Origin of the sequence: uncultured Prevotella sp., from assembly GCF_946407605.1 — a bacterium.
GTDB lineage: Bacteria > Bacteroidota > Bacteroidia > Bacteroidales > Bacteroidaceae > Prevotella.
On sequence record NZ_CAMJOS010000003.1, the window covers coordinates 58462 to 70643 of the forward strand.

The 12182-nt window shown below is 42.4% G+C and carries 8 protein-coding genes; 2 read left to right on the top strand and 6 right to left on the bottom strand.

The annotated features are described in order from the left end of the window. Positions 1–38: 38 nt before the first annotated feature. The 6 genes from Q0R57_RS02200 to Q0R57_RS02225 form a co-directional block, all read right to left on the bottom strand. Positions 39–3902, bottom strand: coding sequence for a WG repeat-containing protein (locus tag Q0R57_RS02200; protein WP_366516823.1), 3864 nt, complete (start codon positions 3900–3902; stop codon positions 39–41). An 8-nt stretch (positions 3903–3910) separates the two neighbouring features. After that, positions 3911–5263, bottom strand: coding sequence for a toll/interleukin-1 receptor domain-containing protein (locus Q0R57_RS02205; RefSeq protein WP_294743481.1), 1353 nt, complete (start codon positions 5261–5263; stop codon positions 3911–3913). A 391-nt stretch (positions 5264–5654) separates the two neighbouring features. After that, the gene (locus tag Q0R57_RS02210) at positions 5655–7250 is read right to left on the bottom strand and encodes a tetratricopeptide repeat protein (RefSeq protein WP_294743482.1); all 1596 of its coding nucleotides are present in this window, start codon (positions 7248–7250) and stop codon (positions 5655–5657) included. Positions 7251–7327: 77 nt separating this feature from the next. Continuing rightward, positions 7328–7873 carry a hypothetical protein gene (locus tag Q0R57_RS02215; protein WP_294743483.1) on the bottom strand — a complete coding sequence of 182 codons (546 nt, stop codon included), beginning with the start codon at positions 7871–7873 and terminating at the stop codon, positions 7328–7330. Between the two features lie 44 nt (positions 7874–7917). Then, positions 7918–8787: a hypothetical protein gene (locus Q0R57_RS02220; protein ID WP_294743484.1), complete on the bottom strand. Its 870-nt coding sequence runs from the start codon at positions 8785–8787 to the stop codon at positions 7918–7920. A 281-nt stretch (positions 8788–9068) separates the two neighbouring features. Beyond that, positions 9069–9200 (bottom strand): hypothetical protein, encoded by a 132-nt coding sequence (locus tag Q0R57_RS02225; protein ID WP_294743486.1) that lies wholly within the window; start codon positions 9198–9200, stop codon positions 9069–9071. 174 nt (positions 9201–9374) lie between these two features. Between Q0R57_RS02225 and Q0R57_RS02230 the strand changes: the two genes are divergently transcribed. Continuing rightward, positions 9375–10595 (top strand): AAA family ATPase, encoded by a 1221-nt coding sequence (locus Q0R57_RS02230; protein ID WP_294743488.1) that lies wholly within the window; start codon positions 9375–9377, stop codon positions 10593–10595. Between the two features lie 126 nt (positions 10596–10721). Further along, on the top strand, positions 10722–11627 hold the full coding sequence (locus Q0R57_RS02235; RefSeq protein ID WP_294743490.1) for a DUF6371 domain-containing protein: 906 nt from the start codon (positions 10722–10724) through the stop codon (positions 11625–11627). The last annotated feature ends 555 nt before the right edge of the window (positions 11628–12182 follow it).

The window sequence follows — 12182 nt, forward strand, 5'->3', positions numbered from 1 at the left end:
CTTAAAAAAATATCCGGGCACTAGTGATTGTACTTATTTCATTTTGCTTTTTGTGCAGTTATTAATTGTTGAAACTCTGAATAATACAAAACACAATCTTCTATTTGGATAGTATTGTCCTCTTGGTCTTGATTAATCCATGAAAAATCTATAGGTAATACGAGACGGAGCTGGCTGTCCATAATCCCATATTTCTTGCCTTTACGCACAATCCTATATCCGTTAACAGGATTGTTGATATATGAATAATCTGGTTCGACGACCCATTCTCCTTTTTTATTAATCAGTCCATGTTTACCTGGGGCTGCAACCATGGGACAATATCCATCATGAAAGACGAAGTCTACCACGTCTCCCGCAGAAGCCTCTTCAAGATGATAATCAAATATGGGTTCTATAGCGTATCTTCCTTCTTTGTTAATAAAGCCAAGTTTGCCGTCCTTCTCAACAGCTGCCAGTCTTTCAGAGAATAACCATGCATGGTCGTATTTTGCTTCAATAGTTCTTGACATGGTGCCATTGTGCATGAAGAAACCGCGTTTTTGTGTATCAAGGGTCCTATAGAAATATATGCTATCACCCTCGTCCATATGCCGATTATACCAATCAACAGGTGGGGTTAGCAGTTTCTTGTCTTTATTAGTAAAGAACCAATACTCAATGTCGTCACCAAATCCTTTCTGCATTTTGATTATTGAATTGTCCAAATAATACCCAAAATCATAATCGGGATAATTCCAATACTCTATTAGGCTTTGTTTTAGTTTCAAATATTCCTGCGACGTCGTATCGTTGTATATACCATAGGCTACGTATTTGCGGAAGTCTTCGCAAATGCCATAACCAACGTGTTTTATATAACCATAATCCTCATAGTTGACATCCTTGTACTTCTCTAATAATTTGAATGCTTCATCATATCGCTTCTGGAAATATAGCGCAGAGAATAGATTGGTGTATAAAATCATTCGTGTAGAATCTAATCTTAATGCGGCAAGTGATGCTTTCTCAGACTCAACAAATTCACGTGAAAATAGTTTGAAGAAAGATAAACCAATATAATAACCACATGAATCATCTATGTTCTTGCACTTAGGATATATCGTGTCGAGAAGCAGTTTGCTGGTTGTCCCGTCGGGGTCCATAGACAGTAGTCCTAAGCTGGCAGAGATGGCAGATTTGTAAGTCGAATATGATATGCTGTCTTTCCCGTTTTTTAATAGTTCCAGATATGCAATTCCATTTTCGTCTATGTGATTCCGTAACTTTAGATAATAATCTTCAGTCTTACTTCCTACCTCTGCTTTCATATATTGTGAATGTGTGTCGCTAATCAAATTAGACACGAAACCTTCGAGTATCCTTTCGTGGATTTCCGAATTGACCTCCGAATTATTTTGAGCCAGGAGATAGCGTATGTATTTTATCTGATGATTATAAGTGCTGGATGACTCCATAGTTGGGGTAATCAAGTCTGTGCAGATATTATCCATATCCAGGTGATCAGAACAGTTCCATTCTTCCTTTTTGCCGTTAATTGTGGTATGGAACGTTATTTCACAATCACTGGAATATGTGAAATAGTCGTTTTCGTAGGAACTGAGCCCACTGCTATTTTCGAAATCCACGTTAGCATATACACTTTTGTCTATACTGTCGAACAGGACCGGTATAACCAAATTGTTACGGTCACGTACGCCGCGATGGCCATCCTTGTCCTTTACTATCATGAATCTGACTGTCTGATAGTTATTGATGACACCATTTTGGGTGCGGACGTAGTCGGGTAGTGAAAACACATTGTAACCCATTGAAAGCAAAGGGATGATAAAAAAGGCTATGCTCCAGAGAATCCCCGTTCTTCTGCATTTCTGTAACAACGTGTCATTGTTTTGTCGACTGTTCACAAAGAAATAGACAGTAGTCAACAATAGTATCCAGCAACTTAGCATCCACCATAAATGACCAAACCAGAATTGTGAAAGAACAATAATAATTAAAAGTACGATTTGTATCAGATAAGTGACTGCAGACTGCCAGTTAAACAATCGAGTTAAACCGTTAAGACTACTTATAATCGTGAAACATGTTATACCAAATAAAGGTATGGCAAATATGGAATAGGTGACATTGAGCGTGAGGCCAATGAGGAAAGCTACAAAGGTGATGAAGATTAATATCTCATATTTTAGGATAGTAATAAGACTTGAATAATCGCGATATACCTTTTGAAGAACTATATAATCAAGTGCCTTCCCGATGCTTCTTTTCTTGTTGAAACGAAGCGAGTTGAAAATATGTAGTAACGGATACAGACACCATATAAGTAATAAGGCATTAGTCAAGTATGCGGTGGAATCCAATGCATCTGTTAATATCAAGGTGAAAAATATGAAGATGTTGCCGATAAAAGCCAAAGCAGAGACCCAAGATGCATTGCGGTCTTTTGTGAAACGATAGGGCAAAATGCAGTATCCAATGAGCAACATCGCTAGAAAAGCAATAGCTGTAAAAATGGTTTCTACTTTATAAAAATGGAGCATCTTGGGTAGAATCTGACTAGTGTAACCATTGAAGGAAATCAGCATAATGCATAATAAAGTCAGTGAAGTGTCGAAAATATAGCCAATGTTTCTGTAAATGCTTGACTTCTTACCAGTCTTGGCTTGGCGTTTGTCTCGATGCTCTTTGGCTATAGAGCACAGTACATCGTGAGTAAACTCCATACGCTCAGTACCCTCTGATGTCTCTATACGAATGAGTCGTTTGTTACTCAAATAATTCAGTTCAGTTCGTTTGATGCCGTTTTCTAGCACGTCTTCCAAAGCCACAGTATTTCGGAATCCGCTACGTGTGAGCAGATGTGCTTCAAGATATTCCATGGTACGAGTCGACACCAACTTCATTGTATTTTCATAGAAAGAAGAAAGGATATTGCTGCCGAACTGTTCAATCAGTTCTAAAGTAATACAATCCTTTTTCAGTTCTGCAGCTTTGTAATAGAGCTCAGAGCAGAAAAGTGATAGGATGGAGGTGTCAATAGAGAGATTCTCAAGAAAAGCTTCATTATCTCTTACCAGTCGTCCAGAAACCTTGCTTATGATGCCGAGAGCAACCTCGCGATTCACGATTTCGGGCATGGGCCGCAAAATTACATCGAGTGCCTGCATGCCATTCATCCTCTTGATGCCTATGCGGTTTTTGCGTAGAGCTGGAACGTCGTAGGCATAATCCTCGAGACGTGCCAAGAAATCCTCACGCATGATGAAAACCAGTCGGAAATCTTTGTCTTCGTTTAGGTCAATATAATTGTCTTGTTTCTCAAGCAATTGCGCCATTACAGTTGGCGGTACGTCATATTGCAACGCATTGATGCTATCGAAGAAATCTTGAATAACATCTGTTTTGTTGTTTTGTGTGAATATTTCTTCGAACTGGTCTATAAAGATGACAGGAGATATGTGGTGGTTAGTCTCCGACCAGAAAACTGAGGTGTGGAAAAACAACCAAAGTTTCTCTGACTCTGGTACGACATCCATTTTCTGCCCATTATCATCAGTTGTCTTGGCATTTAGCCCGTCCACCGTTTCTATCTCACCATTTGCCTTGACAACGGCATCGCTTATGGCTTTGATGATCTGTTCGCTATATGTTTTGTCTCCACCATGAACCAAACGGATGCGTACTGGCAGATAGCCATCTGCTTCCAGAAGAGGGCACATGCCGGCATTGATGAGTGATGTCTTGCCAGCTCCAGATATGCCATAGATGGTAGTTGTCAGATTGTTACAGACAGAATCCTTCAGTCCTGCCATGTCCTTTTCACGTCCGAAAAACCTATAGGCATCTTCATACTCATATGATGCCAGTCCCAACCAAGGATTATTATGATTATTCAACATAGTTTGTCTTATCTGAATGAACGTATCAGTTTTTTCAATTGCATCTCGCAGTCTTCTGCATTGATATTGATAGCATGGGCATCTCTGAAAGGTTTGGGAATCTGCTCGCTGTTAATGTTACTGTCATCAATAACCACCGGAGCAAAATAGGGTAGACCATATCTGAAATCCATCTCTCTGATGGCCATTGCCCATTCCTTGCGGAAAAAACGCCGTCCGGGAATCAGTGTGGTGCTTGAAATGATAGGCATGAAACGTTTGGCTTTTGATATCTTCTCTTCTATGATAGTTTCGTATAGATCGGATGATTTCAACTCCCTTTTATCAAACCATGTCTTTGCACCGAGAGCCTCCAGTTTTTCTGCTACATATGCGGCTTTATCCCTATCTTCATCGGCATAAGAGATAAAGACATCTATTTCATCGTTATCCGCTTTTTGCTCGTTAGATTCTATGGTAGTATCAGGTTTTTGGGCCTGTCTCTTTTCCCATCTGTCCATGAACTCATTTATAAAAATACTGCCATTCTCAAAAATTTCTGTCTGAATGCGCGATAAGAAACGCATTAATTCCTTGTCTTCACCAACTTTTGTCCTTGTTACTACACCCTGCATCTCACTGGTGGCAGAGGATAGCGAAAAATTGCGGATAGAATGCCAGAAGAAACGGAATAGCCAATTTGGATAGTTGCATCCCAGCAGCAAAAGAAACTTACCACTCAAATACTTGCTGATTTTTTCTGGACGTGTCTCTATATTATGCCACATGTGGAGATAGTCCAAGAAGTCATCATCGGTTACTTTGTATGATTTGTTGATGCGACTCTCTTTGCCAAACAGATAATATAAGGTTGGGGTATTGGCAGAGAGTGTTCCATCAATGTCATTGCGGCTGGATTTGTCATAGACCTTGACTACTACATTGCCAAATGTGGCATACAGAGAAGACTCTAGTCCTGGTACATATGATGTGGTAAGGATTAGCGGGAATTTCCCTATGGCTAGAAATTCCTCTATGTTGTTTCGGCAGCGTACCCTTGTCGTACGCAGAATAGAGTCAATCTCAAAGTAAAGGTCAGTCTTTTTGCCAGCATTACGACGGTTTTTAAAATTTTCGACATCAATTGTGTCGGTGATTGTTGTGAAGTCTACTGTCTCATCGTTGATATTGAATTTGCGTGATAATTCTCTTATAAGAAATGTATCAATTCGCATATCAGTTCCGCTCTCTTCATCTTTGATATAGAAAAACTCATCACCAATGATAGGTACCACACGCTCACGGTCAATAGCATCAAGCAGAATGTTCCAATTCCTGTCATTGATGGTCTCAACTGTATTATTTTGTTCTTTTGTATCCATATTTATAGTACTATAATCTATAAAATTTGTCTTTTCGTATTAAGAATAATCATGTCATTCAATAACCAGTTGGTCATTGAATATATCTTTAAAGAACTTCTTCATGTTGTATTTCCTGTTCATATAGGAACGTTTTAGGTTGTTGGCAGCAAAAGTACAAAAAAAATATGAAAATACAATCTTTTTGACAGAAAAATGCCAAAAAGATTGTATTTGTTTGTGAAACTAGTATGTTGGGGTAAGGAATCGCTACCTGTTATTCCGGTATTATTAGTTGAGAAATAACATTACTTCGTAATGAAAATGCAACAATCTGTATCACTAGTGTCCGGTTAAAACATCCGGAATATTAATTAAAGATTTAATTAGCATTCAAAAAAACAACCGGACTCTAGTCTAGTCCATTTTCAAACAAAAGACGTAATAGTTCCTGCAAATTGTCTTCTTCCTCTTCCTTTTCATGAAGCCTTTTTGTGCTAGAATGCAGTACACTTCCGATATGGTTTTTTCTATAAAAAAAGTCATTTGAATACAATCCTGTTCTTATTTCATTAGATTTGTACCAATAATCATATGCTATTGATTCATCCTTTTTCTCCTGATAAATATCTCCAATAAGCGAATAAATATCCATTAAAACGAACTTGCTACTTATATTGTCAATCTTACTAATTATTTCTAGCGCTTTAAGTTCATATTCTAGAGCGTTATAATAATCTTCTGTTAAATAAAAGATTTTACCTATGTTGTAAAATGTTCTTGCCACATGCTCATGCTTCTTGCCATATATTTTTGTATACAAATCCAATGCTTTTTTATAATTCAAGATAGCATCTTGATATATTTCCAATTTCGTAAAAAGATCACCTATAGAATTGTATATGACTGGTATTATTGGATTATCTTTTTCTTTCAAGTCAAGAGCCATCTCCAAAGCAAGATTTAAGCTTCTCATAGCCATGGTATATTTATTAACATAAGTCAATACTTTTCCCAAATTGCAGCATACACTGATACTTATTGGAGAACCCTCGACTGAATAATGCAAAGCTCTATTAAAGTATTCCCATGCTAGCATATAATTAGATGAACGGTAATAATCCCAGATGTATTCCCCCGCAGCATTTTGCCATTCTGCGTTTGTGGAATCCAATTTTGCCCGCAATTCAATGTAATATACTGCAGAGTCAGTCAAATTCATAACAGAAAAAGCTTTAAAGAAGCTGTCGCAACGTCGCGCAACCTCTTCGATGTCTGCTTGGTGAACTGTTTTAGCCTGCTGCAATTGGTTTTCCTGCTCTAGGATGGCTTGCCCCTGTTGTAAGATGTTTTGGACTTGAGTATGAATATCTCCACGGGTGCGCAAAAGTGAGTCTGCATGGGTCAATTCGCCATTCTCAATAAACCATGAGACTTTCTGATAGAATTCATCCAATTGGTCATAGTCAAGTGTAGAGTAACGTTTGGCCATTTCCGCAATCAGTTTCTCATTCTCAGTTTGTCGCTGATAGAGGATACAAAACAAACTGTCCTTCTCTGCCTTTGTAGTTTTCAAAGCCTCTATCTCATCTTCCTTTTGCGTTAATTGTTGTTGTAAGTAGTGACGTATCTTACGTTCTGCTGCCAAAATATCCGAGCGTTGCTGTTCTGGTGTTTCCATTACTAGATAAATTGGATTGGCAGATTGCTGATATAACTTTTTCGTTGCATCCACATCTACTAACTCGTAACCTTTTTTCTGTACAGACTCCACCATGTAGTTTTTTTTAGGCACTATGAACGAGAATGATCCATTAGTATTCCTTACTCCTATACTATTGCCACCTTGTATTTTTACGGTAGATCCAGGTAGTCCTTGACCAGGAATATGCTTGCCATTTAGCATTCGTCCCTTTGTCTTGACATATCCTTTCTGAATTTGTCCGTTTGCTGTCAATCCGTACGAGGCAATCAAAAGAATTATAATTAATCTAATTAATCTCATCATTTAGACTTCTTTATAAATGTAATCAGTAGATAAACTAAAACTGATGCCGCCAAGGACGGGTAACGTACCACTTATGGCTATTGCATCGTTGATTCAATAAGGGAATTAACATCTTCGGGGATTATGTTTCTGAACAGATATGACGTTCCCTCAGGAAGATCCAATGTTCCGGTGTCTTCACCACCGCAATGGTACACGTATGCGTCAAAATACATCTCATCACCTTTGTATAATCGGACATATTCTGTCTTGCCGCCTGTACAACCGGAGACTTCTGTCTCCTCATGTTTGGATATTCCTTTTTCAGCAACAGCCTCTCTAAACTTCTGATACTCCTCTGCGGTGTTGTCGTATTGTCGCTGTAAGAGCACGTCACCATAGCTATCAATGGTGATTGTCTTCTTGCTGCTGGAAATTGAAATGGTGTAACTGCGGTGATACTGTGGTGCCACAGAGGCATCTCCAAACCTGTATTCCATTTTTGTGGTCTGTTCCCAGTCTGCACTACTAATTATTCCTTGTTCCGTTTCGGGTTGCTCGTCATTATTACTTTTACAATGTACAAACAATGATAATACAGCTATCAAAGTCAATACGAGTACAAAAGTCCTTCTGATTTTCATAAGCTTACAATTATTACGTTTGTATCGATGGATTATACGATTATTCAATAGGATTCCCCACACATGAGTAGCTCTCCCATTCGGAGGCAACAGTCTTCATAGGTGGCTTGTTTACGGCCCAGCCACGTGAGGCAGTTGTCGATGCTGTCGAAGGAGTGGATGATGATGCGGGTGGTCTTTCGGGTGAAGTCGAACTGCAGGAACCAGATATAACCCACTAAGTCAATCTGCCCCCGCTCGTAGCAGCGCAGCTCCATGGACATACACTCAAATTCGTCTTCTCGGCCTGGGGCTCCCGGGTATTGGACGCGAATCACGGCATTGCTGCGGAACAGATTGTCCCTTTCCTGTTGGTGCTCTGCTCGACATCTCAGACCGCACAACAGCTCGTGTGACTGACGGGAGCTGATGCCGTAAACATCCACATCATGGGCATACCAGTTTTTATCGGGTGGCGCCTTTTGCCATTCGGTCCAATAGTAGAGGAGGCCTTTTTCGGTAGGGTAGGTCTTGATGGCATAGTCGAACCATGCGAGCCAGAGCTTGCACTTCATGAAAAACTGGTTGGAGACGATCTCTTGTTCTATTCTGTTGATGTCGCCCATGGTGATCCAGGCCAGAGCCACATGCTGATGCTCCTTGTCTGCCACGCGCATCACGAGGTCAAAGATGTCGTCAGTACCTCTTACCTTGTGGCATTGGATGGTGACCATAGACAGCTGCAGTATGGGACTCTTCATTTCAAAGCCCTCCTCGCAGCTCTGCTTTTCCGTCAGGTCCTGCCTAATGCGTTTCTGCAACTCAAACTGAGCCCTCGCCAGGTTCACATCCAGTGGCATGACTTCAAAGCGTGGCGTCCCCTTTTCCTTGAAGAACTCCTCGCGTGACAGATAGGTCTTTCCGTCTATTTCCATAAGCCCATTGTGTTAGGTAATAGTTCCGCTGCAAAAATAGTCATTTTTTCGTTATCTTCCAAGAAAAACTCGAAAAATCACTTCGTCACCATCTGATGTAGTGCCTTTTCGAAACCCTCCTCCAGTACTGGCGGGTCATCGGGGTAGACGCTGTGATAGTCTTGCTCCAGCTGGTCCATCAGTTGCATGACCAGTTTTAGCTTTTCCCACCTGGATCGCTTGCTCAGCAGGGCGAACCTGAATACGTTGTAGAACTGCGGAAGTCTGATGACTTCACCATTTTAGACTCTCGCGCGTGTCTTCTCGCTGACATGATGCTGCTTGAGAACACGTACAGAGACGCCTTTCACATCGGAGCCGACAAAGGCCTGAAGGAACTTCAGTGTCAGCGGTGTTGAAAAGAATCTTTTCATAAGTCAAAACTCTTTAATATTAACAGGTTAAGTGTTAATTAATACTTATTTCGTCCCAACAATGTTGGAACGTTTCGTGTGCAAAGTTACAACTTTTTTCCGAACTTTGCAATGTCCGGGCAAAAGTTTAAAAAAATTTAGCATGTAATGACTAAAAAGTAAAATATTATCTTTATGAAAGAAAAGAATCTCATTGAGGAGGAACTCTGCCAAGCTGGCGAGGCTTCTCCCGTATCGCCATTGGTTGTAAAACTGGACAAGTATCGTATCATGTCCGACACGCAAGTACCGCCCGAGGAGTTCCTCCTGCGACTGTTTGGTAAACCATGTTTTCCACGCCGTGACCTGTCCACTATTACTGGTCTGGAGAAGTGTGGAAAGACGTTTTTTACCTCGATGCTCATGGCCTGCTGTGCCGAGAAAAGTGTGCTCGAACTGGAACGTATCCGCGAGGAGCCGCTGAAAGTGATGTGGTACGACACAGAGCAGAGCAAGCAGTCGACAAAGACCATTCTTGCTGACCGTGTCTTCAAACTGGTTGGGCCTCATGTATCTTCGAATCCTGGTGGCCCTTTGGCAAGCGAGCAAAGCTCGAGCGCCGTGGCACAAGACGCCGACATCGAAAGCAATTTCTTTGTTTTCAACGTCAGAGCCTGCACATACCAGGAGCGTATGGAATTGCTGGTGGCCGGCATCGAGGCATACAAGCCCGACATGGTGATTATTGACAATGTGAGCGACTTGCTGCCCAGCGTGAACGACTCTGAGGCGTCTATTCAGGTGATGGACCAACTGATGCAGATGGCTTCGTTGTACGACTGTAACATCACCGTGGTCATCCACCTGAATCGTTCTGGCGAGAAGCGCAACCTGCGCGGCTGGCTCGGCACCGAGATCCTGCACAAGGCCTTTGAGGTGTACTACTGCGAGCAGATAGAGCATACGGATGTCTTCTTGGTAGAGCAGACGCTCACCCGAAAATATCACATCCAGGAGAAGCTCTATTACCGTATCGATGACAATGGCCTGCCCCGAGTCACCGGCAAGCCCAATTATCAGCCTCGCGACAACAATGGTCAGTTTAAGAGCAGCAAGCCGGATGCCTATCAGATTAAGACTGAGAGGGCTGACACGTTCAACCAGAAGTATATCATCCGTCATGAGGACAATGCCCGTCAGCCATGGGAGTGGAATCTCCGTGCGTTGTTCCAAGATGCGATGACCGGTCTGCCGTCGTTGCCACCCGATGCCCTGCAGAAAGAGGTGATGGCCCTGAGCGGCATCCAGCAGCCCAAGTATTACGAGAAAGTCTACGACCTGGCGGTTGACCAGCGTGTGGTGCAGAGCACGATGGCTCGCAATGGTCGTATTGTGGTCGTCCTTCTCCCTTCTTAACCCCCTCTCTATATAGTCCCCATCCTCTCTCTTAAAAGAGAGATGGGGCTATAGTAAGAGGGGTGTAGAAGGAAGGACGGACACAAAGACCTTATCCGTTCAATTCGAAAATAAATCGTGATGAAAATGAAAATCAAAAATCTATTCGTTCATTCGTTTAAATCCATAGGCCAGTCTTTGAGCTTGGTCGTCAGCACAGTCAACGGCCAGCTCCACATCCACGGCCTCGTTCCCCGGCCTACCGATCCTCGCCCTCTGTGGGCGCAGCGTCTCTCGTCAAAGAGCAGCTTCTGTCGTGCCGTTGTCCGGTCGGGCCTACTGACTCATCGGCAGATGGTTCACGCCGCCTGGCGCTATCGTCTCGGTCGTTCAAAGGACGATGCTGTCATCTACTGGCAGATTGACCAGCTGGGGCAGTTGCACGATGGCAAGCTGATGTGGTATGGCCCTGACTGTCACCGCCTGAAGCATCGTAATGCCACGTGGGTCATGTATCTGCTCAAACAGTACTATGGCGTACCCCAAGATACCTTCCAGCCCACTCATGTCTTCTTTGGCACGCATTTATTATGTCACACGGAAATCACGGAAACCACGGAAAGATATTCGTGTAATTCGCGTAATTCGTGTTCAGAAAGCGCATCCGTTTCATCCGTGCAATCCGTGTTCAAGCATAGTCCCGTGGTTTGTGTTGTTGAGGCCGAGAAGTCTGCCGTGATTCTCTCTGAGCTTTATCCCCAGTACATCTGGCTGGCTGCAGGCGGCATGCATGAAGTCCAGGTTAACAAGTTTCTGCCCCTTCGTTATTTCAAGGTCATCCTTTTTCCTGATACAGACCCTGATGGTACTGCCTTCCGTTGCTGGTACGATGCAGCCCAACAAGTCATGCGCTCTTTCTTTTGGCCCAAGCACAATCCTATCCGTGTCTCTCCCATCCTCGAACTCCATGCCAATCCCGACCAAAAGTCCCGCAAAATCGATCTCGTTGATTATATCTTCGAGGGTCACACAGTCACAAATTCCATAGATTAATATGCAAACCCAATACGATCCACTGAGATTCTACTCAAAATCAGAGCTTGCTAAACTCGCAGGAGTATCATATAGTACCTTCTACCGCTTTCTCAAGTCCCGCCGCCTCGTCCTCGAGTCCATGGGGATCACCCTCTACACCAAGAAACTGCCTCCCCACATCGTCAGATACCTCTCAGAAGAGTACTGCATTGACGTTTAGCTTCCCCAAAAACTGTGTGTCCTTAAAAAAATATTATTTTCTGTGTGAGCAACTTGTCAAATCTTGTCAACGCCCTTTCCAAATATTGTATCTTTGCAAATGAAATCAGGACGTCGTTCCCCTGGGACCTTTGGTCCATCGAGACCATTCGAATGAAGTGTTCAGGCTATCTGAACGACCCGTCGAAATAATCCCTTTGGGGGTATAGAGATTATCCGAACACCTCGTTAAGACTATCTCGACAACCCGTTAAGACTATCCGGATCAGTATAACATAAATCTGCGATTAAGCGAATACAGTCGAAGGCTAGCATTCAGAATGTTGAGCGAAAGCAGGTTCAAACGAAGTTTAA

What these genes read in the sequence shown, in the direction of transcription:
- Q0R57_RS02200 (WP_366516823.1), bottom strand. Translation starts at nt 3,902, where the DNA reads ATGTTGAATAATCATAATAATCCTTGGTTGGGACTGGCATCATATGAG.
- Q0R57_RS02235 (WP_294743490.1), top strand. Translation starts at nt 10,722, where the DNA reads ATGAAAATCAAAAATCTATTCGTTCATTCGTTTAAATCCATAGGCCAG.
- Q0R57_RS02205 (WP_294743481.1), bottom strand. Translation starts at nt 5,263, where the DNA reads ATGGATACAAAAGAACAAAATAATACAGTTGAGACCATCAATGACAGG.
- Q0R57_RS02220 (WP_294743484.1), bottom strand. Translation starts at nt 8,787, where the DNA reads ATGGAAATAGACGGAAAGACCTATCTGTCACGCGAGGAGTTCTTCAAG.
- Q0R57_RS02230 (WP_294743488.1), top strand. Translation starts at nt 9,375, where the DNA reads ATGAAAGAAAAGAATCTCATTGAGGAGGAACTCTGCCAAGCTGGCGAG.
- Q0R57_RS02210 (WP_294743482.1), bottom strand. Translation starts at nt 7,250, where the DNA reads ATGATGAGATTAATTAGATTAATTATAATTCTTTTGATTGCCTCGTAC.
- Q0R57_RS02225 (WP_294743486.1), bottom strand. Translation starts at nt 9,200, where the DNA reads ATGAAAAGATTCTTTTCAACACCGCTGACACTGAAGTTCCTTCAGGCC.
- Q0R57_RS02215 (WP_294743483.1), bottom strand. Translation starts at nt 7,873, where the DNA reads ATGAAAATCAGAAGGACTTTTGTACTCGTATTGACTTTGATAGCTGTA.